At 68.0% G+C, this 26,441-nt stretch carries 19 protein-coding genes; 5 read left to right on the top strand and 14 right to left on the bottom strand.

The annotated features are described in order from the left end of the window. Nucleotides 1-32 precede the first annotated feature (32 nt). Complete coding sequence (locus tag LEL84_RS15550) at nucleotides 33-608, bottom strand: helix-turn-helix transcriptional regulator (RefSeq protein ID WP_058253707.1); 576 nt, start codon at nucleotides 606-608, stop codon at nucleotides 33-35. A gap of 293 nt (nucleotides 609-901) precedes the next feature. On the opposite strand from LEL84_RS15550, the gene LEL84_RS15545 reads away from it, so the two are divergent. Further along, nucleotides 902-1,855: a hypothetical protein gene (locus LEL84_RS15545; RefSeq protein WP_226512075.1), complete on the top strand. Its 954-nt coding sequence runs from the start codon at nucleotides 902-904 to the stop codon at nucleotides 1,853-1,855. Nucleotides 1,856-1,899: 44 nt separating this feature from the next. Here LEL84_RS15545 and LEL84_RS15540 read toward each other — a convergent pair whose 3' ends face one another. After that, nucleotides 1,900-3,552, bottom strand: a complete 1,653-nt coding sequence (locus tag LEL84_RS15540) for a TM0106 family RecB-like putative nuclease (RefSeq protein ID WP_226512074.1) — start codon at nucleotides 3,550-3,552, stop codon at nucleotides 1,900-1,902. Nucleotides 3,553-3,779: 227 nt separating this feature from the next. Between LEL84_RS15540 and LEL84_RS15535 the strand changes: the two genes are divergently transcribed. Together LEL84_RS15535 and LEL84_RS15530 are read left to right on the top strand one after the other, a co-directional pair. Next, complete coding sequence (locus tag LEL84_RS15535; RefSeq protein ID WP_068969999.1) at nucleotides 3,780-4,472, top strand: DUF6474 family protein; 693 nt, start codon at nucleotides 3,780-3,782, stop codon at nucleotides 4,470-4,472. A 207-nt stretch (nucleotides 4,473-4,679) separates the two neighbouring features. After that, nucleotides 4,680-5,357, top strand: a complete 678-nt coding sequence (locus LEL84_RS15530) for a hypothetical protein (RefSeq protein WP_226512073.1) — start codon at nucleotides 4,680-4,682, stop codon at nucleotides 5,355-5,357. Here the strand turns inward: LEL84_RS15530 and LEL84_RS15525 are convergent. The 6 genes from LEL84_RS15525 to LEL84_RS15500 form a co-directional block, all read right to left on the bottom strand. After that, nucleotides 5,337-6,239, bottom strand: coding sequence for an alpha/beta fold hydrolase (locus LEL84_RS15525; protein WP_226512072.1), 903 nt, complete (start codon nucleotides 6,237-6,239; stop codon nucleotides 5,337-5,339). The genes LEL84_RS15530 and LEL84_RS15525 overlap by 21 nt on opposite strands. Nucleotides 6,240-6,370: 131 nt before the next feature. Beyond that, nucleotides 6,371-7,528 (bottom strand): PQQ-dependent sugar dehydrogenase, encoded by a 1,158-nt coding sequence (locus LEL84_RS15520; protein WP_226512071.1) that lies wholly within the window; start codon nucleotides 7,526-7,528, stop codon nucleotides 6,371-6,373. 349 nt (nucleotides 7,529-7,877) lie between these two features. Then, complete coding sequence (locus LEL84_RS15515) at nucleotides 7,878-9,431, bottom strand: succinic semialdehyde dehydrogenase (RefSeq protein ID WP_226512070.1); 1,554 nt, start codon at nucleotides 9,429-9,431, stop codon at nucleotides 7,878-7,880. A gap of 67 nt (nucleotides 9,432-9,498) precedes the next feature. Further along, nucleotides 9,499-9,993 (bottom strand): ribonuclease E activity regulator RraA, encoded by a 495-nt coding sequence (rraA, locus tag LEL84_RS15510; RefSeq protein WP_226512069.1) that lies wholly within the window; start codon nucleotides 9,991-9,993, stop codon nucleotides 9,499-9,501. Nucleotides 9,994-10,027: 34 nt separating this feature from the next. Then, nucleotides 10,028-10,936 (bottom strand): alpha/beta fold hydrolase, encoded by a 909-nt coding sequence (locus LEL84_RS15505; protein ID WP_065631298.1) that lies wholly within the window; start codon nucleotides 10,934-10,936, stop codon nucleotides 10,028-10,030. Between the two features lie 67 nt (nucleotides 10,937-11,003). Next, nucleotides 11,004-11,618 carry a sigma-70 family RNA polymerase sigma factor gene (locus tag LEL84_RS15500; RefSeq protein WP_226512068.1) on the bottom strand — a complete coding sequence of 205 codons (615 nt, stop codon included), beginning with the start codon at nucleotides 11,616-11,618 and terminating at the stop codon, nucleotides 11,004-11,006. Between the two features lie 376 nt (nucleotides 11,619-11,994). On the opposite strand from LEL84_RS15500, the gene LEL84_RS15495 reads away from it, so the two are divergent. Further along, on the top strand, nucleotides 11,995-12,927 hold the full coding sequence (locus tag LEL84_RS15495) for an MBL fold metallo-hydrolase (RefSeq protein ID WP_226512067.1): 933 nt from the start codon (nucleotides 11,995-11,997) through the stop codon (nucleotides 12,925-12,927). Between the two features lie 115 nt (nucleotides 12,928-13,042). Here LEL84_RS15495 and LEL84_RS15490 read toward each other — a convergent pair whose 3' ends face one another. Further along, nucleotides 13,043-13,585 carry a hypothetical protein gene (locus LEL84_RS15490; RefSeq protein WP_226512066.1) on the bottom strand — a complete coding sequence of 181 codons (543 nt, stop codon included), beginning with the start codon at nucleotides 13,583-13,585 and terminating at the stop codon, nucleotides 13,043-13,045. A 135-nt stretch (nucleotides 13,586-13,720) separates the two neighbouring features. Further along, nucleotides 13,721-17,134: a bifunctional lysylphosphatidylglycerol synthetase/lysine--tRNA ligase LysX gene (gene lysX / locus LEL84_RS15485; RefSeq protein ID WP_226512065.1), complete on the bottom strand. Its 3,414-nt coding sequence runs from the start codon at nucleotides 17,132-17,134 to the stop codon at nucleotides 13,721-13,723. Between the two features lie 119 nt (nucleotides 17,135-17,253). Here lysX and LEL84_RS15480 point away from each other — a divergent pair, with 119 nt between their 5' ends. Beyond that, the gene (locus tag LEL84_RS15480; RefSeq protein WP_226512064.1) at nucleotides 17,254-17,499 is read left to right on the top strand and encodes an RNA-binding S4 domain-containing protein; all 246 of its coding nucleotides are present in this window, start codon (nucleotides 17,254-17,256) and stop codon (nucleotides 17,497-17,499) included. 726 nt (nucleotides 17,500-18,225) lie between these two features. On the opposite strand, the gene LEL84_RS15475 is transcribed toward LEL84_RS15480, so the two are convergent. The 4 genes from LEL84_RS15475 to gltB form a co-directional block, all read right to left on the bottom strand. Further along, complete coding sequence (locus LEL84_RS15475; protein WP_226512063.1) at nucleotides 18,226-18,897, bottom strand: DedA family protein; 672 nt, start codon at nucleotides 18,895-18,897, stop codon at nucleotides 18,226-18,228. A gap of 122 nt (nucleotides 18,898-19,019) precedes the next feature. Continuing rightward, the gene (locus LEL84_RS15470) at nucleotides 19,020-19,907 is read right to left on the bottom strand and encodes a cutinase family protein (protein WP_226512062.1); all 888 of its coding nucleotides are present in this window, start codon (nucleotides 19,905-19,907) and stop codon (nucleotides 19,020-19,022) included. 184 nt (nucleotides 19,908-20,091) lie between these two features. After that, the gene (locus LEL84_RS15465) at nucleotides 20,092-21,546 is read right to left on the bottom strand and encodes a glutamate synthase subunit beta (protein ID WP_205333930.1); all 1,455 of its coding nucleotides are present in this window, start codon (nucleotides 21,544-21,546) and stop codon (nucleotides 20,092-20,094) included. Then, nucleotides 21,539-26,122 carry a glutamate synthase large subunit gene (gene gltB / locus LEL84_RS15460; RefSeq protein WP_226512061.1) on the bottom strand — a complete coding sequence of 1,528 codons (4,584 nt, stop codon included), beginning with the start codon at nucleotides 26,120-26,122 and terminating at the stop codon, nucleotides 21,539-21,541. The genes LEL84_RS15465 and gltB overlap by 8 nt, the downstream gene beginning before the upstream one ends. Between the last annotated feature and the right edge of the window lie 319 nt (nucleotides 26,123-26,441).

The following is a 26,441-nucleotide window of genomic DNA, read 5'->3' as shown; positions in this document are numbered from 1 at the left end:
AACGAATGGCTCCGCGAACGCCTCACCGGCGGTCAGTCGTCGCTGTGGTCTCCGACGACGCGAAGCCGCGAATCGGCCGACGGCTTGGTGTCGCTCAGACCGGCCGCGATCACGTCCGGCGGATCCTTGGGCAGACCCTGCTGCTCGCGCAGCACCTTGATCAGCTCGTTCACCACCGTGACCGAATCACTCGACAACCCGGCCAGGCGGAAGGCCGCCAGCTGGACGTTCGTGTCGGCCTGCAACCGCATCAGATCGATCTCGTCGCGGGTACGCTGCGCGGCCCGATCCTCGAGAAAGTAGTGCACGTCGACCCCGAAAGCGGCCGCGATGCCCTCCACCGTGCGGAACGAGGGAGACTTGGCCTTCCCCGATCGCAGTTGGCTCAGATACGACTCGCCGAGTCGGAAACCCCGCTCGGTCGATCGCGCCGCGATCGCCTTCGCGCTGTACGCCCTACCGTTCGGACCAGGAACCGTCCGGAACAGTTCCTCGAGCCGCCGGGCGAACAGCCCGGGGTCGAGAGCATCCGCGTCCGTCGTCCTCGAACGATCGGAGTCGGTGCGTCCGGTGTCGCCCATAGGCTTCTCCGCCCCTCCTGAAGTCATGACAATCTTCTCCGAAACGCAAAATTTGAATTTGCAAGCATTAAAGCCCGCTGTACACGGCCGTTGCAACGATCGGTACGATCAGAAAGTACCGGACCGCCGCGCTCTGCGCGTATCACCTGTAAAGATGGTGTAACGATCGATAGTGTGGCGTTCTTCACATTCATGGGGGTCATGGGTTGCCGACGCGGATCCGTCAGATGAACATTCGGGTTCGGCCCGCGGTGCGCGTCGATCCGCCGCATGGTGTCAGCGACGATGTTTCACCCCCTCGACTGTACGCCTGACGAACGATGAGCCACCGTCTCCCGACCCCCCGCGGCGCCCGTGCCAAGCCGCGTGGTCTCGCCGTCCTTCTGATCGCTCTCGCCGCGATTCTCTTCATCGTCGTCGCGCCCGGGGTGGCCTCGACAGCCCCACCCGGCCCCGATGCGCCAGGCGCGGACTGGGCCGGTGACGCCCACTCCGACTCCGACTCCGACTCCGACTCCGACAGCGATCCCGATGACACGGACGAGGTCGACGACACCGACACCGACACACCCGCGGGCTCGGCAACCGATGACCCCGAGACGACCGAACCCGAAACCACGGACCCCGAGACCACGGACGAGTCCTCCGCACCGTCCCATCCCACGGGCTGCGGTTGTGGATCGTCGCCCATGCCAGGGACGTCGGACACGACGAGCGAGACCACGACCACGACCACGACCACGACCACGACCACGACCAGTACCGGCGATCCGGATCCGTCGACGTCCGGGCGCGAAACCACGTCCGGGCGCGATGGCGACGGTGACGACCCGTCCCGCGGCACCCGCCGGGAGGAGGACGCTCCCTCGGCGTCCGATGGCGATGTGAGCGGGTCCGACCTGGCCGGGGTCCCCGCGAACACCGGTCCGGCCGTCACCGACGTACCGACGGTCGCCCCGCCTGGTGGAGGTGGTTCGACCGGGCCGACTCCGGACTCCGGCTCCGGCAGCGGGCCGGACACCGATCGTCGTTCTCCACAGCCCGACACCGGCGTCGAAGCCGACGGCACCGACACCTCGCAGACGGTTGCGGGTGCAGCGGGTCCGCCGGTCGATCCGCCGCAGGCCTCGACCGGTGTGCCGGAGGACTCGACGTTGACGTCGGTGCGGAAGTTCGTCCTCGGCGTGGCGCCGGGAGCACTGTTGCTGCTCGGCGCCGTCGCCCTGCTCGGCAGCGGGTCGTTCCTCGACTCGTTGCGCTCGATGCGTCCCTGAGACGCGGCGGCGAGACGTTCGACCCAACGGTTCGGCTGAGGTCGTCAGCTCGCCCGGAACCGGTCGAGCAGATCCCGCTCGTGCGGCACCTGCGCGGCCGCGCCGTCGGTCATCCACTCGCGCAACACTTTTGTGGCACGGACATCGTCTTCGTTGTATTCGAGAAGTCGCCGGCGCTGCCCGTCGTCGGGGCGCCCGCCCCCGAGCGCGACAGCCGCCCGGTACCACTCCATCGACGCCTCGCCGCTCGCGTCGTCGTCGCGCCACGAGAACCCGGCGACCGGCGCCACTCGTTTCAAGCCCTTGCCCCGCGGGCAGATGAAGTTCTCGCCGACCGCCTCGTAGATGTCCACCCATTCCGACGATGCGATGAAGGCCTGGACCTCGGCGCGCGCCGGGATGCCCGGCTCGCCGGCAAACCTGTCGGCCGACCCCAGCAGCCATCGGTTCTCCGCCTGCTGGGAGTAGCAGTAGGCCGCGAACGTCTTCCCGGCCTCGCGGGCGGCGGCGCGTTCGGCCATGAGCCATCCCCAGAACTCGGCGAACGACCGCGCTTCGTCGCGCGTGGGCAGCGGATCCCAGGTGACGAACGGGCGGTACTCGACGGGCGCGGACGAGTCGGTGGTGTCGGTGCGCAGTGTCCCCCACAGATACGCCCCGTGCTCGCCGTAGCTCTCCATGTCGACGTCGATCTCGATGTCGGCGCGGTGGACCCGCGGCGAGTCGACGCGCCGGACGAGCTCGGTGCCGGTGAGCCAGGCGATCGCGTTGATGATCGCGTCGCCGAACCGGACGCCGCCCGGCCAGCCCTCCGGTGGGGCCCCGCGCTGTGCGGCCAGTTCGTCGATCGTCGTGATCCCGGCATCGATCAGGACCGAACCCTGGTTGCCACTCGCCACGAGACTGACGTCGCGCTTCTCCTCGAGCTCCGGTCCGCAGCGCACCCACCACGGGCACGAACGGCATTCGCTGATCCGGCGGGGCTCGGTGGGGACCTTCCCACCCGCGACCGCGAGCCGATGCTCGAGGATCGCCGAGTAGTCCTCGAGCATCGCCCCGGTGTCCAGGACGACGATGCAGTCCGCGTCCACGCCGATCACGCCGCCGCGCAACTCCGTCGTGTCGGTCGACGACGCCCTGCCGATCTCCACGAGCATGGCGGTGAGATGAGCCAGCCGGAGGTTGTCCCGTCGGTTCGGCCGGCCGGTCCGATACGGGTCGGGGCTCGGTGCCCACATCCAGAACGGACTGGTCACCAGGCTGGGCGCACGCCCGTCCGGTTCCGGCGTCGATTTCGCCGGCTGGCTGACCCGGTGGTTGACGACGATGACCGGTGTGTAGCCGTCCCCGACCCGCACCAGCAGTTCGGAATGGCCACGGCGCCCGTGCTCCCGGTCGGTCGGCAGGGTCGCGTTCCAGATCCACGACGCCCCGGCGTCGCAGGCACGCAGCGTGGCCGCGACGCGCTCAGCGGTGCTCGCATCGGCGTCGACGACCACGAACGCGCCCGGCTGATCGCTGTGTACCCCGCGGAGCAGCTCGCGGATCGCCGCTCGATGGTCGGCCGCGGCCTCCTTGCGACGCTGCACGCCAGGCGGATCGGGTTCGTCGGCGGGACGTCTGTCGTGCGCGAAGTCGAGGGCGACCCGGTGCTCGCAACCGGCGAGGTCGCGCGGCGACAACACGACAGGGACCACGCCATCCCTTTCCGGGCTCGAACGGACGGACACGTGGTCGGATACAACCACATGTCATGCTTGTACTTGTTATCACGCGCGCCTGACGTCGGGAGCGAAGCGAGCGGGGCCACCAAGTGCGGCGCCGGACGCGATCGAGCGAGCCGGTCGACACCGGCGCCGGGAGCGGAACGAGAGCAGGCCGGGGGTCGACTGCGGTCTTCTCGGCAGCAGCGAAAGGGCATTCGATGGGATTGTTCTCCTCCGACGGTACGACTCGTGCTCAGCGCAAGGCAGAGGCCAAGGCTCTCAAGGCGAAAGCCAAGCTGGAGGCCAAATTCGACGCCAAGTCGCGGCGCAAGGAACAAAAGGCCCGGCGCAAGAACGAGCACAAGTACTTCCAGAAGGAGATGAAGGCCGAGCGCAAGACCGCCAAGCAGCTCGCCAAGTCCCAGACGAAGGTGAGCAAGGCCGAGGCGAAGAAGTTCGCCGTCGAGGCGCAGGCCGCCGCCGACGCGAAGGCTCTCAGCCCGGCCAGCGTGAAGCGCTACCTCACCGTCGCCCGGCTCGTGGCACCGATCGCCGCACCCGTCGTCTACCGGGCCGCGGTCGCCGGACGCGAACAGCTCTCCACACTGCAGGCGAACCGCGCGGGGGTCTCACCGGAGGTGTTGCGCCAGTTCAGCGGTCACGGAGCGACCCTGTCCGCGCGGATCGCGACCACCCGGACGGCACTGGAAAAGGTCGTGGCGCAGGACACCAGCTCCGACTCCACGGATTTCGTTGCGGCGATGACCAAGCGCCTCGACAATCTGGACATCGCGGTGCAGACCGCCGAGACGATGTCGGCCGGTCAGCGCCGCACCGCCCACAAGTCCATCGCCGACGAACTCGAAGCCGTCGACGCCGACATCCTCGCGCGGCTCGGGGTCCGTTCCTGACCCACGGTCCGAGCCGGGTCCTCGCCGTGCCGGTGGGCGGCGGCCCGTCGGGTGAGATCGGCGAGCGATCAGCGGCACGTGTGGAACAGGCTGCGGGATCCGGTCGCCGGTGCCCGGTTCCGGGGCACACCATTAGGATGGGTGCGAACGTGTCGCGCGGCGCAGCAGTTGCCGGGCGCCTGCCGGACACTTGCGAGGGAGCGCCGTATGACCGAGCCGGATCCGAACGCCACGCCGTCCGCCGGGGAGTCGAACCAAGACGAGCAGGCGCTGTTCCCGATCGCCGCACCGGAAGAGTCCGCCTCCGCACCCGACGCCGCACCCGCCGCGCCGGTAGCGAAGAAGGCCTCGCCGGAGACGGCAGCCGCGGAATCCGGCGGCGACAAGCTCCCGTCGAAGAAGGCGGCGAAGAAGAGCCCCGCGAAAAAGGCGCCGGCCAAGAAGAGCCCCGCGAAGAAGGCCGCCGGGGCCGCACCGGCGAAGAAGTCGGCAGCCAAGAAGGCACCGGCCAAGAAGGCGCCGCCGAAGTCGGCGCCGCCCGCCCCGGAGCCAGTGGATCCGCCGACTCCGACCCCGGAACCCGAAGCGCCTCAGGTGTCGTCGGCCACGACCCCGGCGTCGCCCCCCGAGCCGCCGGTGACGCACTCCCCGAAGCCGGCCCCGACCGCGTCCTCGGCCCCCGCGCCCGCCGATCCCACGCCCGCGCCCACACACCCGCCGGTCGATGTGGTCGCCGAATCAGACGCCGCCCGTGCGACTTTCGCGCAGTTGCGTTCGGGTTCGCCCACCGAACCCCCGACCACCAATCTCACGCCAGCGTATGCCGGGCTCGCAGCTGTGGTCGCGCTGATCGTCTTCGTCGTGTTACGCCGAGTCCTGCGCTGACGGTCCCACCGCCGACGGGGCGGTGGTCGACCCGTTCGCCGGGGCGAGATCGCCGACCCGGTCGAGGACCGCGGCGACAACGTCGTCGGCGTGCGCTTCCGGCAGCCAATGGTCGGCGCCGCGCAACGCGATGAACTCGTACTTCGCGTCGACCCACCCCGAACACAGGCGGGCCGCCTCCTCGCCGATGGCCGGGTCGGCGTCGCCCCACACGAACGTGGTCGGGACGCGGACCGGCCGGGGCGCGGATCGCTTGTCGGGGAGCGGCATCGCGCGATACCAACCCAGCGCGCCGGGGAGGGCGCCGTACTCACCGATCTCACGGGCGATCCGCGACGCGAACGGTTGCGGAAGTCCCATCCGCTCCCCGAAGTCCGGTTGTGTTCGCATCGCCCAGTCGAGGAACTTCTCGGGCAGGACCGGAATCTGGAAGGCGGCCATGTACCAGGACCGGAAGACCTGTCCGTGGCGCATCGAGCGCAGGAAGGCCCCTGGGTGCGGAACAGACAGGGCGGTCAGCGTCTTCACCCGCTCGGGATGGTGCGCGGCGACCGCCCACCCGACGAGTGCGCCCCAGTCGTGGCCGACGACGTGGGCTCGTTCGAGGCCTGCGGCGTCGAGCAGGGCGAGCACGTCCGCGGTCAGTTCGCTCTGCACGTAGTCCCGTCGGCGTGCGGGGCGAGCACCTGGCGAGTACCCACGCTGGTCCGGTGCGAGGGTCCTGAACCCGTTGTCGTGCAAGATTTCCGCGACCAGTTCCCAGCACGAGGCCCGCTGGGGGAACCCGTGCAACAGCACGATCGGTTCACCGTCGATCGGACCTTCGTCGGTGACGTCGAAGGTGTGGGGTCCGCGGTCGAACCGGGTGATGCGCGTCGTCATCGATGACCTTTCTGTGTCCGATTCACACCATGGCGATCACGCGCGCCGGACCGCCGGTACCACCGGCGAACTTCGGTGCGCCGACGATCACGGTCGATTGCGTGTCCGACGGCCAAGTTGTCGCACATTGCTCAGCCGTCCCAGCGCACCCGCAGGATGCGGTCTGCGCCTTCGCCGTCGCTGGTTGTCAGGATCAGCGAGCCGTCGGGCGCAACGGCCACCCCGCGCAGGCGACCATGCTCGTCCTTCAGGGCCTCGGTTCGCGACACCACGTGGCGTCCGTCGTCAGAGAGCTTAAGGAACACCAGTCGTTCACCCTTGAGCGCCGTCAGCACGACGCCGCCGTTGTATGCGCCCCAACCGGTTTCGGGCAGGAATGCGATTCCCGGCAGAGCGATCGTCTCGTTGCCCGAACTCCAGACCGGACCGATCGCGCCGGGGACCCGTACCGGATCGGTCATCGGCACCGATTCGTCGTAGATGATCGGTGTGCGATCGGGCCTGTAGCCGTAGTTGCCCCCGGCGACGATGCGATTCAGCTCGTCGTCGCGGCTCGTGCCCTGCTCGATGGCGTACACGCGACCCGTGCCGGGCTGGACCGCCACGCCCTGTACGTTGCGATGCCCGAGGCTGTAGATCGGACTGTGCGGGTTCGGGTTACCCGGAGCGGGCGCACCGTCGAATTTGATGTGTAAAACTTTGCCGCCCAGCGACTTCCGATCCTGGGCAACGGATGGTGTGCCTGTGTCGCCGGTACCGACCCAGAGGCTGTCGGCGGTAGCGGAAAGGCCGCATCCGGCACGACTGCCGGAGGACGTCACGGGGATTCCACCGAGGACCGTCCGTTCACGGATCATCTGCGTCCAGTCCGCACTCACCCGCCACGACACCACCTTGATGGTCTGACCAGTCTGTGGGGCCGGAAGAGGTGCGCCGGCAAGAGGTTCCGGCACGACAAAGGCGCCGGGCACCGTGTACTCCGCTTGACACGAATACACACGCCGGTTGTCCGAGAACCGTTGGTCGATGGCGAGCCCCATGAGGCCCGCCTCGTGGACCGCGAAGATCTTCGACAGATCTGCTCTGACGTTCACACGTTTTCCACCGGGGCGCACCGCAACAAACCGCCCCGCGCGCTCACCGGAAAGCACGGTGCCATCGGGTGCAACCACTACACCCCAGGGGATGGTCATCCCGCCAGTCACAGCAGTGACCTGCAGCGGCACTCGAGCATGAGCCGCCGGGCCGGCGAAGAACAACCCAGCCACGACAGCCGCGGACGCGGTCATCGTCACAAGCCCACGGGCCGGTGATCGGACGGATTTTTTGCGTCCATGACGTGTTCGGGTCACAAGGCCTACCGTAACCACGCTCACACCGACGGGGCAGGACATCGGGCGTCTCGATCAGCGAAATCGTGCTCCCGAGGCACGCCAGATGGAGACGTCGCGGCCCGACCGGAGCGACCGGGTGGTGGCGACGCCGTCCGAGGTGAGGAATTTGCGTCCCTGTGAACGAGGTCGAAGGGCAATCAATCTGCCCTTCCCACACCCTGAGGTGGACGGAAATTCGTCCTACTCGACGCCCGTCGCGGGAACGAGTCATCCCACTCCCGAACGAAGCAGAGTGTGAATTCGCTTACCGCCCCGGCAGGTACTTCAACGCGCGGACGGCGGTCGGCGTGATGGCGCGGTAGATGCTCGTCGGGACCACCGGCATGCGATCGATGCCGATGAACCGCTGCTCGGCGATGGTCTGCGGCTCGGTGTACTTCAGGAGGCCCTCCTCACCGTGGCGGCGTCCCATGCCGGAGATACCCATGCCGCCCATCGGGGCCGCCGTCGACGCCCACGCCGCGGCGTAACCCTCGTTGATGTTCACCGTCCCGGCGCGCAGTTGCTCGGCGACCTGCTGCGCCTCGGCGCTGCTACCGGCGAAGACGCTGGCGTTGAGACCGTAGTCGGTGTCGTTGGCGAGCTTGATCGCCTCGTCGGTGGAGTCCACCGGGTAGATCGAGACGACCGGTCCGAAGGTCTCGTTCGCGAAACACACCATGTCGTCGGTGACGTCGGTGAGGACCGTCGGCTCGAAGAAGAAGGGGCCCAGGTCCGCGCGACGCTTGCCGCCGGCGAGCACCTTCGCGCCCTTGGCGACCGCGTCCTCGACGTGCGCTTCGGCGGTGTCGATCTGCGCGGCCGAGGCCAGCGAACCCATGTCGGCGCTGAAATCGTAGGAGGCCGACAGCTTCATCGTGGAGACATACGCAGCGAACCGCTCGGCGAAGTCGTCGGCGATCTTCTTGTCGACGTAGATCCGTTCGATCGAGATGCACAGCTGCCCGGAGTTGGAGTACGACGCGCGCGCCGCGCCGCGCACGGCGTTGGCGATGTCGGCACTCGCGGTGACGACCATCGGGTTCTTGCCGCCGAGTTCGGCCGAGAAGCCGATGAGCCGACGCCCGGCCTGTTCGGCGAGGGTGGCCCCGGTCTCCGAGGAGCCGGTGAACATCACGTAGTCGGTGCTGGCCATGATCGCCTGTCCGACAACGCTTCCCGGCCCGGGCACCACGGCGTACAGCTCACGCGGCAGACCCGCCTCGTACAGCAACTCGGCCAGGGCCAGCGCGCAGTACGGCGTCTGGCTGTCCGGCTTGATCACGACGCCGTTGCCAGCGATCAGGGCGGCCACCGCATCGGACACGGCCAGTGTCAGCGGGTAGTTCCACGGGCTGATGATGCCGACCACACCCTTGGGCAGGTAGCGCACGCGCACGCTGGTCGCGCCCGGAAGCATGCCCTTGACCTTGCGATCGGCGAGCAGCTTGGGCCCGTTCGTCGCGTAGTGCCGCGCGGTGATCGAGACGTCGATGACCTCTTCTTGCGCGTAGATGCGCGCCTTGCCGGTCTCGGCCTGCGCGATGTCCATCAACGACGCCGCGTTGCGGTGGACCAGGTCGGAGAAACGGTCGATGATCGCGGCGCGGTCGGCCGGCGTGCGGGCCGCCCATCCCTCCTGCGCCTGGCGGGCCCGAGCGACCGCCACCTCGAGATCGTCGGCGGTGGCGACCGGGATGGTCGCCATCTCCGTCCCGCTGAACGCCTCGAGGACGGGGCGCGTGGGACGACTCGCGGCGTCGTCGATGGCGACGAGCGCACCCAGGCGAGCGAAATAGTCGGCGGTGGGCTTCGGCATGGCGGTGCTCCTCAGCGCTGTGCGGGTGTCCGGTCTTCGATGTCGATCGTGGTCTGCGGTCGGGGCTCTACTGGTTGTCTCCCGCCGCGACGAGCACGATGCCGTCGTCGTCGGAGTAGACGATGTCGCCGGGGGTGAACGTCTCGCCGCCGATGGTCAGCGGGACGTCGCGTTCACCGGCGCCGGTCTTGGTCGACTTGCGCGGGTTGGTACCCAGGGCCTTGACCCCGATCGCCATCCCGCCGATGGTCTTGGCGTCGCGGATGGCGCCGTTGACGATGATCCCCACCCAGCCGTTGGAGCGGCCGAGCTCGGCGATGAGGTCTCCGACCAGTGCGGTGTGGACCGACGCGTCGCCGTCGACGACGAGCACCCCGCCGGGGTTGGATTCACCCAGAACCGACTTCAGCAGGGCGTTGTCCTGGAAGCACTTGACCGTCGACACCCGTCCGACGAACTCCCGGTTTCCGCCGAACTGCGTGAACTGGGTGTCGCAGCTACGGACGTCGGCGCCGATCTCGTCGACGAGGTCGGCCGTCGGGGTGAAGGTCAGCTCGCTCATGCCGAACAGTTTAGGTGTAACCGCAAGTAGCTGGTTACTCGCGGGTAGGGATGGGCCGCACCCCGCCGATGATCTCGGCGACGTCGTCCGGGCGCTCCGACACGAGGAAGTGCCGCGCCCTCGGGAGTACCGCGATCTCATCAGCGTTCAACACCTCGGCGTACCGTCGCTGCTTCCATTCCCAAAAGTGGCGCCACCCCGGGAGCCTGGACGACGCCACGACGACGATCACCGGGACGTCCGGCATCGGCTCGGACCGTCGCAGACTCCGCAACGTCTGGTTCATCGACCCGAACGCGGCGTTCTCGACGAGAAGGGCCAGCAGGTAGGGCGGCTGCCCGAAGACGCGCGTACTCCATCGGCGCTGCTGCTCGCCTCGACCCTCCGGTGGCGCGGGCACGACGCGGCTCCACACCTGGAAGCTCGGCCAGCGACGTATCCCGACGCGGCTCGTCACCGCGCGCGCCGCACCGACCACCCGATGGGCGTTGCCCACCCGGAACGACAGCGGGACGATCCGCCACGGGAACAAGACGAATGACCCGTCGAGGATGACGACACCCGCGGTCCGCTCGGGATATCGGCGTGCGAACGCCTCCACATACAGCGACGCCAGCGAATGCCCCACGACGACAACCGGTTCGGCGATACCCCGAGCGTCGAGCACCGCGGCCATCCGCTCCACCTCGCCCAGCAGCGACGGATGGTGACGCCGACCGATGGGATCGGACAGCCCGTAACCCGGGCGGTCGTACCGCACGACCCGCCACGACGAGACGAGCCGCGCGACAAGCGGATCGAGGTCGAACCAGTTGCTCCCGAGCGCCGCCATGAGCAGCAGCGGCGGACCCGCCCCCTCGTCGAGCACGTGGAGCCGATGCTCCCCGACCGTCACGAACTCACCGGGTGAATCCAGACCCGCGTCGGGTGTCGTCTCGTGCACCCGTCCAGTGTGCCCGCGCGGATGGCGCGGCGTCGCCGGACGGCACGACGCGCTCACCGCCGATCCGTCAGCGGTCGTCCTGCGCGTCCAGGCAGCTCCGCAGCCGTCTCAGGCCTTCCCGGATACGGGATTTCGTGGTGGGCAGGGGCGTGTCGGTGCGCGCCGCCACCTCGGGATAGGTGAGTCCTCCGAAGTACGACATCTCGAGGCTTCCTCGTTGCAGTTCCGTGAGATGTCCGAGGCAGGTGTGCACTGCGCTCACCTCCACCGACCGCAGCACCGCTTCGAGCGGAAGATCCTGCGTCATCTCGGGTTCGGCGGCCCGGACGCCGTACTCCGACAACCGCTCGGTCTGCATGTCCTCGGTACGGACCCGGTCGACGGCGCGCCGGTGCGCGATCGTCATCATCCACGTGATCACCGATCCGCGGGTCGGGTCGTAGTCGGCCGCCCGCTGCCAGTACTGCAGGTAGGCCTGCTGGACGATCTCCTCGGCGTAGTGCCGATCACGCACCACCCGGACGGCCAGACCGTAGATCCGCGAACTGGTCAGGTCATAGAAGCGCGTGAACGCCGCTCGGTCCCCTGCGGCCACCAGAGCCAGCAGGTCGCGTAGGACCTGCGATTCTCCCCCGCCCCCATGATCCGCATTCGCGGTGGCGTCGCTCTCCCTCGGCGCCACGGTTTCAGGTATTGCCGGGTCGAGGACGAGGCACGGGAAGGCTCAGTGGCTGCCTGGGAGTCGCCGTGAACCAGATGAGGGTCGGGTGCATGTCAGCGACGGTCCGCCCGACGGTCCTGGTGTACGAGCTCTTCGACAACCACTCCGGTACCTCTCGTCAGACGTCGGGGGTCGATGAGTAGGTCGTTGGACCCTAGCGCGTCGTTACACATTGTGTTTTGTTGTAGCCCGTTGGGAGGACAGCAGGCCTTTCGAGGGGCCAGGACCATTCAACGACGGCGGAGTGGTACCCAAAACCTCTCCTCGGTGAACTACACATGACATCCGCTTACCCGGAATCGGCGCGCACACCTGGCGGCCGGGGTAGGAATACGCGGTGGCCACCTTTCGCCAGCCGGGCCCGGCGCCGGCCGAGATGCTGCGCACAGGCGCACTCGCCGTGCGTGGCGCGTTCCGTCCACGCCCACCAGACCTGCGACTCATCGACGCGATTGAGGACGCCAGGCTCCCCGACAGCGAGGTGACGGTCCGGGTGCGCGCGCTGCCCCAGGTCGCACGACGGGTGCCGCTCGCCGGCCTCGTCGAGGGAGCTCGTACCCTGCGTCGCGCGTCGTCGGCGATGACGACCTTCGTGGTCGAGCACCCCGAGGCCACGTTCTTGGTCGATCCCGGCTTCTGCCGCGACGCCCACCACCGCGTCCTGCCCGAATTGCCGACGATCTTGCGCCCGCTGATCACCCCGCCGCGGTCGACGGTCAGCACCGCCGACGGTCTCGAGCTGCGGCCGCTGCACCGCTCCCCCGACTTCGCCCTGCCGACGCACTTCCACTGGGATCACGTGTGCGGCCTGCTGGACCTGCCCGGCCTGCCGGTGTGGCTACCTCGGCCCGAACGCGAATGGATACTGGCGGGCACGCGACCACCGGTCGGCGGGGTGCGGGCGGCTCTGACCGACGGCCGACCGATCCTCGACTACGAACTCGACGGCCCGCCCGTGTCCACATTCGTCGCGAGCCACGACCTGTTCGGCGACGGCTCCGTGGTCGTCGTCGACCTCGGCGGGCACACCCCCGGGAGCGTCGGCGTCCTGGCCCGCACGTCCTCCGGCCCGGTCCTGCTCGCCGGCGATGCGGCCTGGCACTTCGAGCAGGTGGCGCGCCTGCGCCAGAAGCCGAGCATCCCCGGCGAATTCGTCGACGACGACCGCGACGCGGCGTTCGCGACGCTGCACCGGCTCCACCTGGCCCGCCACACCGTGCGCGTGATCCCCACCCACGACCACGACGCCGTCGGAGCACTCTGCGGCTGAGGCGAACTGGAGGGGCTCAAACGTGGAAAAGTCACACGCATCGACCTGTCCCGTGCGACACCTCAACTGCCACCCCGGGTCAGGCGGGTTTCGGCGAGCGGCGGCCGGATCAGAATCAGAGGCCCTGATTCGAATCCCCGCCTCGGTTGTCCCCGCCGCCTCCGTTGTCCCCGCCGGTTTCGCAGACGGCCGCGACATCTCGGGGCGTGTTCCCGGGAGTGCGGTAGGTCTGGACGGCCCACGCGACCTTCTTTTTCGTCACCGGAGACAGCACCTCGGTCCGCCGGATGCCGACCGCGAAACACCCACCGGTCATTACGAGTTTCTGGAGTTCCCCTCCATCGAGCCACCTGCCGATCCCGCTGTACGGCAGATCCGTTCCGGCAAGAGCCGGCACGATCCCGGTACGCGCGATGTCACGCGTCTGCGCCGCATTGAAGAGCGTATTGAACTCCATACGGACACCGACGTTGGGCCAGAACCAGTTCTGGTAAATCGTCGGGAACGAGCTGAAACCCGCTCCCGCAGGGGTACTCAGGCCGTGACCCTCGCCAACGGGTGCCGCCCCGGCCACACCGCCGTAGAGTCCCACACCCGACCCCGTCAGCATCACGGCCGACGCGGCGATCGAAACGACAACTCTCCGCGCACTTTTCATCTCTCTGAGCCTCCAGGTCAGCTATTCATGAGACAAGTTGCGCTGCACAGCGTCTTCAGCGTCGCACAGATTGAGGATGGTGTACATCACGCTTAGGAACGCTCATCACACAGGAGCCCAAGTCGCCAAGGCGCCTCAGGCGTCCTGCGGTTTCGCCAGCGGGAACGCGAGCGACTCGCGGATCGACTGTCCGGTGATGAGCATGACCACCCGGTCGACACCGACCCCCAGACCTCCGGTCGGCGGCATCGCGTATTCCAGTGCCTGCAGGAAGTCCTCGTCGAGTTCCATGGCCTCGGGATCACCGTCGGCAGCCAGGATCGACTGTTCGGTGAGGCGTGCCCGCTGCTCCACCGGATCGGTGAGTTCGGTGTAAGCCGTACCGAGTTCGACGCCCCAGGCGACGAGGTCCCACCGCTCGGCGACGCCCGGCTTGCTCCGGTGTGCGCGCGTGAGGGGCGACGTCGACGTCGGGAAGTCGGTGTAGAAGGTCGGGAAGGTGGTGCGATCCTCGCCGAGGTGCTCGTACAGTTCCAGGACGATCTGCCCGGCGTCCCAGTCGGGCCGGTGATTGATTTCCAGGCGGTCACACACCGCGCGCAACTCCTCGACGGAGGTCTCCGGCGTGATCTCCTGCTCCGCGCCCTCCGAGACCACCTGATGAACGGTCTTGACCGGCCACTCCCCGGAGATGTCGACGCGCTCTTCGTTTCCGTCGGCATCGGTGCGCACGATGACCGGTTCCCCGTAGGCCGCCGTCGCCGCGTACTGGATCATCTCGCGCGTCAGGTCGAGCATCTTGAGGTAATCACTGTGCGCCTCATAGGCTTCCAGACTCGTGAACTCGGGGTTGTGGCTGAAGTCGACACCCTCGTTGCGGAAGTTGCGGCCGATCTCGAAGACCTTCTCGACACCTCCGACACACAGTCGCTTGAGGTAGAGCTCCGGGGCGATCCGCAGATACAGGTCGAGGTTGTAGGCGTTGATGTGCGTCTGGAACGGGGTGGCGTTCGCGCCGCCGTGGATCTGCTGCAGGATCGGTGTCTCGACCTCGAGAAAGCCACGAGCGCCGAGGAAGTCACGCAACGACTTCACCACGAGACTGCGGGTCGCCAGCGACTTGCGCGTCTGCTCGTTGATGGCGAGGTCGACATAGCGCTGCCGGACACGCGCTTCCGGATCGGTGAGACCGGCCCACTTGTCGGGCAGCGGGCGCAGGCATTTGCCGTTGATCCGCCAGGCATCGATCAGGATCGACAGCTCGCCCTTACGACTCGTGCCGACGACGCCGCGGGCCTGGATCAGATCCCCGAGGTCGACGTCGGTACCGAAATCGGGTGTGCCCGGGATGATCCGGGAATCCTCGACAAGCACCTGCACCTCGCCGGACCAGTCGTGGACGTCGGCGAACACCACCTTGCCGAAGTCCCGAAGTCGCGTCACGCGCCCGGCGACGGTGACGACGGTTCCCTCGGGCTCGGCCTTGGCCGCCGCGATCGTATGAGTGGGTTGATCGGCCGGCGGGTACGGATCGAAGCCGCGCTCGACGAGCCGGTCCATCTTCTCGAGTCGGACGCGCACCTGTTCCGGTCGGTGGACGACCGCACCCTCGGGTGTGGCTGCCTCGGCGTCGAGCTCGGCGATGAGCGCGGGCGCGTTGACACCGGGCGGGATCGACGGCGGCCCCTGTGTGTAGTGCTTGGCCCGTCCGAACCGCGGCAACGTGATGAAACCCTCGGTCACGATCGCGGCGAGCCCCACCCGGGGCAGGATCCGACTGTCCTCGAAGCACAGGTAGCGCGACTGCCAGTCCGGCAGATACTTCGCATTCGACTTGTACAGCGACTCCATCTGGAAGAACCGCGAGCCGAACATGAGGATCGAGTAGCCCATCCGCATCACCGGCCCGGCCCCGATCTGGGGGCCCTGCTCGAAGAACGCCCGGAACGCCGCGAAGTTCAGCGAGACCTCGGTGATGCCCAATTGCTCGGAGTTGCGGCACAATTCGGCGACCATGGTTTCCACGACGCCGTTGGGTCCGTGCCGGTCACGACGCATCAGGTCGAGCGAGACACCCCGACGCCCCCAGGGCACGAAGGACAGCATGCCGACGACCCGCTCGCCGGGGGTGCCCTCGCCCATCACGGCCTCGACCAGCAGGCAGTCGCCGTCGGCGGGATCGCCGATGCGCGAGAGCGCCATCGCGAAGCCGCGTTCCTCGTCGGTGTCGCGCCAGTCGTCGGCGCGCGCGACGATCTGCGCCATCTCGGTGTCGCCGATCTCGTTGTGCCGTCGGATGCGGACACCGACCCCGGCACGACGGGTGCGGGTCACGGCCTGGCGCACCGCCTTCATGGCCGGCCCGCTGAGGCTGAACTCGCGCGTGTGCAGGATGGCCTCGTCGCCGATGTTAAGTGAGACGAAACCGGCGGCGTCGAAGGCGGCCGCGCCACGCGGGCTCGACCCCATGGATGCCGGATGCCACCCGTATTTCTCGCACAGGGTGAGGAATTCGGCGATGGCATCCGGCCACGACTCCGGATCGCCGATCGGGTCACCGCCCGCCAGTCCGACGCCTACCTCTACCCGGTAGGTGATCGCTGCCCGACCATCGGGCGAGAACACGACGGCCTTGTCGCGACGGGTCGAGAAGTACGCGAGCGAATCGTCGTCGTTGAATCGCGTGATCAGCGCCCGGATGAGCGCCTCGTCCTCGGCGGTGATGAGCCAGCGCAGCCGTTGCGACCGGAACAGCACGACGGCCGCGGCGATCAGCGCCAGGGCGCCGAACAGTCCCAGCAGGCCGTTGACGAACAGGTGGGTGTGCCGGCCGTCGAACGAGGCATCCTGGTCGATGGCGCCGAACGCCACGACCCGGTTGAACGCGTACGGCAACCGGTCGCCTCGGGTCAGCGTGTGCGGGAACGCCCACACCAGGGCCCAGCCCAGCAGCGTCGCGATCGCCAGTCCGGCGATCAGGGTGCCGAACGCCGCCAGGACGGCGCCTTTGCGGACCCGTGTGTAGAACTGGCGGTATGTCGACAGCAGGAACATCAGGGCAAGCGCGTCGATGAACAGTCCGAGGTAGATGTTCGTGCGGTCCCACCGCGTCACGCCCAGGTCGTCGGCCAGCGACGGCACGAGATAGAGCGCGTTGGTCGCCATGAACAGGATCAGGTAGATGACGCTGATCCACCAGGCGATCCGCTTGCGGGCCGAGAGCGCGACGGCGATGAGGGCGAGCACGAACGCCCAGGCGAAGCTGGTGTCGGGGAGGGTGATGAGGTAGTCGTCGACGTAGCGGCGGGGGTCGTGGATCAGATGCCGTATCGCCGGGAAGAGGCTGGACAGCAATGCGATTGCCGCCAGGACACCGACGATCGTGCCGGCGATGTGCGGGGCGCGGGACCCGAACCCGGAGGGCCGTCGGATCTTGTCGAGCAGCGCGAGGGACCTGCGGTCGGCCGCGGTGGGCGTCCGCGGTCCCACGTCGCGGTGCTCGCCGGGATTCTCGGGGTCGACCGGCGCGAGGGGGGTGTCGGTGGCCATGCGTAAAAGGTAGTCGGGATGAGAGGTATGTCCCGGCACTCCACGCGGATTGGCCCCGCCCGGCACAGATCGTCTTGCGTCCCCGACGGCCGAGGTGGCCCGGCGGGCGGTGGACCGGCATGATCGAAGCCGTGTACGACGTGACGATCCGGGACGACTCCATCCGACTCGGCCAATTCCTCAAACTCGCCAACCTGATCGAGTCAGGGGCCGAGGCCAAGGAGGTGATCGCCGACGGTCTGGTCACGGTCAACGACGAGGTGGAGACCAGGCGCGGCCGTCAGCTGACGATCGGCGATGTGGTGTCGGTCGGCGGGATGAGCGTGCGAGTCGTCGCCGAGGGAGACGTACCACCTGCCCCCTGATCCGAAGAAGCGTCCCCCATTGCTCCCTGAGGTGCGAGGAGCGATAGCGACGAGCCTCGAAGGGCGCTAGGACCGAACGCCGAACCGTCTGAGCTCGGCGGGTGTGATGAGTCGTTCCGCTTCGGCGGGGAACATCGTCGTGGAACCGCGGCGGCCTCCGAGTCGCCCGCCGGTCAGCGAGTTCAACAGAGAGCCCCGGCGGGGCGAGTGAAATGTGTCAGCCAACTTCATGACCAATCACTTCCTGATACTTCACATTCGTTACAACGGACTGGAACTTTGTTTTACTGTAGCGGCGATTCCCGGTCGTGTCGCCGGACTTTCCAGTGGCTTTCGCCACGCCCCCGCGACTGCCGACACGTGTGAATCCCGCAGCTCCGGTTCCCGAAACGGCGAGTGCCGCACACGACGGCTAGATCGATCGTCGCACGAGAACTGTTACCTCGCGCGTAGCGACGCGCCCCTCACCTGCATGAATGACCCGGGCGCGGCCAGGCGACCACTCGCCTCCGCGGGTCGCCGTCGAACGACCGAAGCCGCCGACCCGGGAATCGGGCCGGCGGCTTCGGTGTGATGGACGACGATGGCGGTCAGTGCGCCTCTCGGCAAACAGGCCGCTCGAAGCGGCAAAGGGTGGGACCCGGGGCATTGAGTCCGTCACCGTCGCGGGGTACAACCGCGCCTCCGTACGAGGTATTCCACGGGTCGACCCACTCTCCCGGCCCGCTATCCCGCGGCACTGGCGCGGCGTCGGCGGACCCGCTTCACGACGAACCAGGCGACCATGAGGACCAGCACGGCGATCACGATGTTGCTCAGCACGCCACTCCACCGTTCGAGCGCGGGGGCGATCGCCGGACCGAAGCCGAAGCCGATCCCGATCCACAGTCCGTTCCACACGCCGGAACCGAGCGTCGTGTAGGCGGTGAAACGCCAGAACGGCATCTTCTCGATGCCCGCCGGGATGGAGACGAACGACCGGACGAGCGGCACGCACCGACCGAGGAGAACCGCCATCCCGCCCCATCGGACGAAGTACTCCTCCGCCTTGTCGAAGTCGTCGTAGTCGAGCAGCGGCATCCGGCCGACGAGTCGCCGGGTGCGGTCGCGACCCAGAGCCGCGCCGATCCAGTACCAGAGCCAGGCCCCGACGAGCGAACCGATGGTCGCCGCGGCCCAGGCGAGCCAGACGTTCATGCGGCCCTCGTAGGCGAGGAACCCGGCGCCAGGGAGAACGGCTTCGGACGGGATCGGCGGCAGGAAGGTCTCGAGGAGGATCGCCACCCCGACGCCCAGCTCGCCGAGCGTGTCCATGAGGTCGAGAATCCAGCCGATGAAACCGCTGTGACCTTGCGACGGGTCGGTCTGGGCGAGTACGGCGGCGAGCTGCGTTGGCAAGGAGATGTTCCGTCTGTCCGAGGGCGGGCGGCTGGTCCCCGGGATCGGTGACCACTTCGGCCGCCACTCTAGTCGGACGTCCGATTCATCCGGTTCTCGTGCAGGTCAGCCGACCGGCGTCGTCACGCGAGGCCGGCGAGGAACCGGTTGGCCCACCGCACCGCGGTCACGCCGGGACGGACCTCGAAGTCCCGGTAGGTGCCGTGCGACCCGGACTGGAGGAATTGGTTGAACGACCTGATCTGCTCGCGGGCGCGCGCGTCACCGAGCTCCTGCGCGATCTCGCCGGGGCCGCCGAGGGTGAGCAGTTCGGAGAAGATCGCGCCCGCCTCGGCCTGATACTGCACGATCTGGCTCGGCGTCGGGTCGCTGGTCTCGGCGAGGTAGCCGACGATCCGCGTCACGTAGTAGTCGCGGGGCACGTTGCAGTAGACGTCGGTGGGTTCGCAGATCGTGAAGGCCCTGGGCAGGACCCACCCCATGCCATCGAGGCGTGGTCCGCCACTGCCCTCACCCCTCAGGGCGGGGCCGATGAGATTGTCCCGCTTCGACCGCCGCGGGTCTGCGATCAGCACGACCCCCGCGACCTGGCTCGGACGGATCGCAGCGCGACCGGTGCCGATCTCGGATGCGAGGTCACCGGCGGCGTCGGCGCCCTGGCTGTAGCCGACGAGCGCGATCCGGGTACCGGGGCATCGTCGGAGCATCTGAAGGGCGAGCCCCGTGGTGTTGGCAACCGCCTGTGCCTTGGACTTGCCGTAGATCGCCTTCTCCCACGGGAACGCCGTCGCGTCGTATCCGACGTACTGCACGCGGGTTTCCGGTCCGAGCCCGGCGGTGATCTCCCCCAGCACGCCCGGGCTGGCGCCGTTGGACCATGTCCCGGGGACCGCGAGCACGTAGATCTCCGGGCAGCCCCGGGGCGCGGCGGTCGCCGTCGGGACGGCGAGCACACCGCCGGCCAGGATTGCACACAGCAGGGCGCATACGGTCGCGATGATCCGACGCATGGTCCGTTCCCTTCGTACCAGCCGAGGAGGCAGCTTCACCGCCGAGTCTAGGTCGGGCGTCCGGCGGGCGTGTTGCCGCCTGCGGAACTCCCGGGGAACGACGGATCTGCCTACGCAGAACTCCCGCCCACCCTGAGCGGGTAAGCGGGAGTTCGGTGTCGTACGTACTACACGAAGCTCGCGATCAGCGCTGCGCGACCTGCGTGGGCACGATCGGTGCGGGCAGGTCCGACGCCCCGGTGAGGAACGCGTCGGCGGCCGCGGCGGCCGAGCGCCCCTCGGCGATGGCCCACACGATGAGCGACTGTCCACGCCCGGCGTCGCCCGCGACGAAGACACCCGGCTGACCGACAGCCGCGAAGTTGCCGTCACGCTTGACGTTTCCGCGGGGGTCGTACTCGACGCCCATCTTGTCGAGGAGGTCCTCGCGCTCGGGGCCGACGAAGCCCATGGCCAGCAGCACCAGGTCCGCCTCGAGCTCGAAGTCCGAACCTTCCACCTTCTCGAAGCGGCCGTCGCGCATGACGACCTCGTGCGCCTTGAGCCCGGTGACCTTGCCGTCCTCACCGACGAACTGCTCGGTGTTGACCGAGAAGACGCGCTCGCCGCCCTCTTCGTGGGCGGACGACACCCGGTACATGAGCGGGTAGGTCGGCCACGGGGTCGACTCGGCACGCTCGATCGGCGGCTTCGGCATGATCTCGAACTGGTGGACGATCTCCGCGCCCTGGCGCAGCGAGGTGCCCAGGCAGTCGGCGCCGGTGTCGCCACCGCCGATGATGATGACCTTCTTGCCCTTGGCCGAGATCTGGCCCTCGACCTCGTCGCCGAGCTGCACCCGGTTGGCCTGCGGCAGGAACTCCATGGCCTGGTGGATGCCGTCGAGCTCACGCCCGGGGATCGGCAGATCGCGACCGATGGTCGAACCGTTGGCGAGGATCACCGCGTCGAAGTCGGCGCGCAGCTGCTCGACGGTGACGTCGACACCCACGTTGACGCCGGTGCGGAAGACGGTGCCCTCGGCCTCCATCTGCGCGAGACGACGGTCGATGTGGCGCTTCTCCATCTTGAACTCGGGGATGCCGTAGCGGAGCAGGCCACCGATACGGTCGGCCCGTTCGAACAGCGTCACGTCGTGTCCGGCACGCGTGAGCTGCTGCGCCGCAGCGAGTCCCGCGGGCCCGGAGCCGACGACGGCCACCGACTTGCCGGTCTTCTCCGACGGCATGACCGGGGTCACCCAGCCGTTGTCGAAGGCGTTGTCGATGATCTCGACCTCGACCTGCTTGATGGTGACCGGCGGCTGGTTGATCCCCAGCACGCACGACGCCTCGCACGGAGCCGGGCACAGGCGGCCGGTGAACTCCGGGAAGTTGTTCGTCGCGTGCAGACGTTCGATGCCGTCGCGCCACTGGTCCTTGTAGACCAGGTCGTTCCACTCGGGGATCAGGTTCCCCAGCGGGCAGCCGTTGTGGCAGAACGGGATACCGCAGTCCATGCAGCGGCTCGCCTGTGTCTTCAGATGGCCCTTGTCGAAGTCGGTGTAGACCTCTTTCCAGTCCAGCAGACGCAGTTCCACCGGGCGGCGGTCGGGCAGCTCCCGCTCGGGGTGCTTGAGAAATCCTCTGGGGTCAGCCACGTGCGGCCTCCATGATCGCTTCGTTCACGTCTCGCCCGGTCTTCTCCGCCTCGGAGATGGCCAGCAACACACGCTTGTAGTCGCGCGGCATGACCTTGGCGAACTTGGTCTGGGCGGTGTCCCAATCGCCGAGCAGCGCTGCCGCGACCGGGGATTCGGTCTCGGCGCGGTGCTCTTCGATGATCGTGGCGAGGAACTCGATGTCCTCGTCCTCGAGCGGCTCGAGGTCGACGAGCTCGGTGTTGAGGTTGTCGGCCAGCTTGCCCTCGGGGTCGAAGACGAACGCCATACCGCCGGACATGCCCGCCGCGAAGTTGCGGCCGGTCTCGCCGAGGACGACGACGCGTCCACCCGTCATGTACTCACAGCCGTGGTCGCCCACACCCTCGACCACCGCGGTGACGCCCGAGTTGCGAACGCAGAAGCGCTCACCCACGATGCCGCGCAGGAAGATCTTGCCCGCGGTGGCACCGAAGCCGATCACGTTGCCGGCGATGATGTTGTGCTCGGCGACGAAGTCGTCCGGCGCGTTGCGTGCCGGACGGACCACGAGGCGACCGCCCGAGAGACCCTTGCCGACGAAGTCGTTGGCGTCGCCCTCGAGGCGCAGCGTGATGCCCTTGGGAACGAAGGCACCGAAGCTGTTGCCGGCCGATCCGGTGAAGTCGACGATGATCGTCCCGTCGGGAAGACCCTGTGCGCCATAGGCCTTGGTGACCTCATGGCCCAGCATGGTGCCGACGGTGCGGTTCACGTTGGTGATCTTCGAGGTGAAGGACACCCGCGTGCCGTGGTCGATGGCCTCGCGGCTCTGGGCGATGAGCTGCTGGTCGAGCGCCTTGTCCAGGCCGTGGTCCTGCACGCCGGAGCAGTACAGGTCCTGGTTCATGAACGGCGACTCGGGCATCGCCAGGATCGACGACAGGTCGAGCTTGCCCGCCTTCTCCGACTTCCAGTGCGCGAGCGCCTTGGTCGTGTCGAGCGCCTCGACGTGACCGACGGCCTCCTGGAGAGTGCGGAAGCCCAGGCGCGCCAGCAGTTCCCGGACCTCTTCCGCGATGTACAGGAAAAAGTTCTCGACGAACTCCGGCTTGCCCGCGAAACGCTCACGCAGCAGCGGGTTCTGGGTGGCGACACCCACCGGGCACGTGTCGAGGTGACACACCCGCATCATGATGCAACCCGCGACCACCAGCGGCGCGGTGGCGAAACCGAACTCCTCGCCACCCAGCAGGGCGGCGACCACGACGTCGCGACCGGTCTTGAGCTGGCCGTCGACCTGCACGACGATCCGGTCGCGGAGTCCGTTGAGCAGCAGGGTCTGCTGGGTCTCGGCCAGGCCGATCTCCCACGGCGCACCGGCGTGCTTGACCGAGGTCAACGGCGTTGCGCCGGTACCGCCGTCGTGCCCTGAGATGAGGACGACGTCGGCGTGCGCCTTCGAGACACCGGCCGCGACGGTGCCGACGCCCACCTCGGAGACCAGCTTCACGTGGATGCGGGCCTGCGGGTTGGCGTTCTTCAGGTCGTGGATCAGCTGCGCGAGATCCTCGATCGAGTAGATGTCGTGGTGCGGGGGCGGCGAGATGAGGCCGACGCCCGGCGTCGATCCACGGACCTCGGCGACCCACGGGTACACCTTGTGCGGCGGCAGCTGCCCGCCCTCACCCGGCTTCGCACCCTGCGCCATCTTGATCTGGATGTCGGTGCAGTTCGACAGGTAGTGCGAGGTGACGCCGAAGCGGCCCGACGCGACCTGCTTGATCGCGCTGCGACGCCAGTCACCGTTCTCGTCGTGATGGAAGCGCCGCGGATCCTCGCCACCTTCACCGGAATTCGAGCGACCACCCAGCCGGTTCATGGCGATCGCGAGGGTTTCGTGCGCCTCCGCGGAGATCGAACCGAAGCTCATCGCGCCGGTCGAGAACCGCTTCACGATCTCGCGGGCCGGTTCGACCTTCTCGATCGGAATCGGGTCGCGGTCACCGAAATTGAAGTCGAACAGGCCGCGCAGCGACGCCATCTGGCGGGACTGGTCGTCCACCAGCTTCGTGTATTCCTTGAACACCTTGTACTGGCCGGTGCGCGTGGAGTGCTGGAGCTTGAAGACGGTGTCCGGGTTGAACAGGTGGTACTCGCCTTCGCGGCGCCACTGGTACTCGCCGCCTACCTCGAGCTCGCGGTGGGCGCGCTCGGACGGGCGATCGGAGAATGCCAGCGCGTGGCGGGTCGCGACGTCGGCGGCGATCTCGTCGAGACCGATGCCGTCGAGCTGGCTGTTGAGCCCGGTGAAGAACTCGTCGACGGTCTCCTGCGAGATACCGATGACCTGGAAGAGCTGTGCACCGGTGTACGAGGCGAGGGTCGAGATGCCCATCTTGCTCATCACCTTCAGCACGCCCTTGCCGGCGGCCTTGATGTAGTTCTTCTGCGCGGTGGCGAAGTCGAGGTTGCCGAGCACACCGCGCTCGGTCATGTCCTCGATCGATTCGAAGGCCATGTACGGATTCACCGCTGCCGCACCGAAACCGACGAGTGCGGCCACGTGATGGACCTCGCGGCAGTCACCCGACTCGACGATGAGACCGGCCTGGGTGCGCTTGCGTTCCCGCACCAGGTGGTGGTGCACCGCAGCCGTCAGCAGCAGCGACGGGATGGGTGCGTAGGTCTCGTCCGACTCGCGGTCGGACAGGATCACCAGGTTCACGCCGTCGTCGATCGCGGCGCTGACCTTCGCACGCACCTCGTCGAGGGCCTTGCGCAGACCGGCGCCACCCTCGGCCACCGGGTAGAGGCCGTGGATGTGGACGCTGCGGAAACCGGGCAGCGCGTCGTTGGAGTTGATCTCCACCAGTTTCGCGAGCGTGTCGTTGTCGAGGACCGGCGACGGCAGCTCGATCTGACGGCACGACTCGGGGCCGGGGTGCAACAGGTCGGCCTCGGTGCCGATGGTGCCGCCGACGCTGGTCACGATCTCTTCGCGGATCGCATCGAGCGGCGGGTTGGTCACCTGGGCGAACAGCTGCTGGAAGTAGTCGAACAGCATGCGCGGACGCTTGGACAGCACCGCGATCGGGGTGTCGGTACCCATCGAGCCGAGTGCCTCGGCACCGGTCTTCGCCATCGGCGCGACCAGCAGGTCGAGTTCCTCACGGGTGTAGCCGAACACCTGCTGGCGCAACGCGACCCGGTCGTGCGGCATGTGCTGATGCGGCGGCGCCTCGATGTCGTCGACCGCGACCAGTCCCTGCTCGAGCCACTCACCGTAGGGGTGCTCGGCGGCGAGCTCGTCCTTGATCTCCTCGTCGGCGACGATGCGGCCGGCAGCGGTGTCCACCAGGAACATGCGGCCGGGCTGAAGACGCATCTTCTGCACGACGTCGGAGTGATCGATGTCGAGCACGCCGACCTCGGAGGCCATCACGACGAGCCCGTCCTTGGTGACCCAGATCCGACTGGGCCGCAGGCCGTTCCGGTCGAGCACGGCACCCACGACGGTGCCGTCGGTGAAGCACACCGACGCCGGTCCGTCCCAGGGCTCCATCAGTGCGGAGTGGTAGCGGTAGAAGTCCCGGTGCTCGGGCTTCATCGACTCGTGACGCTCCCAGGCCTCCGGGATCATCATGAGCACGGCGTGCGGGAGGGAACGTCCACCGAGGTGGAGCAGCTCGAGCACCTCGTCGAACCGGGCGGTGTCCGACGCACCCGGGGTGCAGATCGGGAAGATCTTCGACGCCGCGTCGGCCCCGAAGGTCGCGGTGTCGATGAGCGCCTCGCGGGCCCGCATCCAGTTCTCGTTGCCGGTGACGGTGTTGATCTCGCCGTTGTGGGCGACGCGGCGGAACGGATGCGCCAGCGGCCACGACGGGAAGGTGTTGGTGGAGAAGCGCGAATGCACCAGACCGAGCGCGCTCTCGACACGCGAGTCCTGCAGGTCGACGTAGAACTCCCGCAGCTGCGGGGTCGTCAGCATGCCCTTGTAGACGAAGGTGCGTCCGGACAGGCTCGGGAAGTAGACGGTCTCACGTCCGGGCCCGTCGGCGCCGGCGCCCTTGTTGCCGAGTTCGTACTGGACCCGCTTGCGCACGACGTAGGCGCGGCGCTCGAGTTCCATGCCCTCCGCGCCGCCCACGAACACCTGCCGGAAGGTCGGCATGGCATCGCGGGCAAGTGCTCCGAGCGAGTTCTCGTTGGTCGGCACCTCGCGCCAGCCGAGCAGGGTCAGACCCTCTGCCTCGATGACCTTCTCCACGCCCTCGCAGGCGAGGCGGGCGTCTTCCGAACCCTGGGGCAGGAAGGCGATACCGGTCGCGTAGCTGCCCTCTGCGGGCAGCTCGAAGTCCACGGTCTCCCGCAGGAAACGGTCCGGGACCTGGATCATGATGCCCGCACCGTCGCCGGTGTTGGGCTCGGCACCCGCGGCGCCGCGGTGCTCGAGATTGACCAGCGCCATGATCGCCTTGTCGACGATGTCGCGACTGCGCCGCCCGTGCATGTCCACGACAAACGCCACGCCGCACGAGTCGTGCTCGTTGCGTGGGTCGTAGAGACCCACCGGTCCCGGAGCCTGCTTCATAGTTCGCCTCACTTTGCGCGCGAGGAGTGCACGCACTACCCGTCGTCGATGTCTGGGGCCACACCGGCCGTGTCGGGCCGCGGACCACGATGTCCCCGGCGTCGTCGTGCTCCACCCGCATCGGGGCTGACCTGGGCAGAGCCGACGATCACAGCGGCGGTGAGTCCCGGTCAGCGCCGTTGCTGACGGTCCCTTCGGGCCGCATCGTCGGGACCCGAACCACCCTGCTCATCGCAGCTACCGCGCGCAGCACGCCAGAGCGCCCCCGGGCAGCCGTATGAGCATTGTGAGTCATTTTTCCACGCGAAGGGCCCACTCT

Source organism: Gordonia sp. WA4-43, from assembly GCF_020520305.1.
In the GTDB taxonomy this organism is placed as follows: Bacteria; Actinomycetota; Actinomycetes; order Mycobacteriales; family Mycobacteriaceae; genus Gordonia; species Gordonia hongkongensis.
The sequence above is the reverse complement of the archived record's forward strand: the minus strand, read 5'-3'. Positions and strand labels throughout refer to the sequence as shown.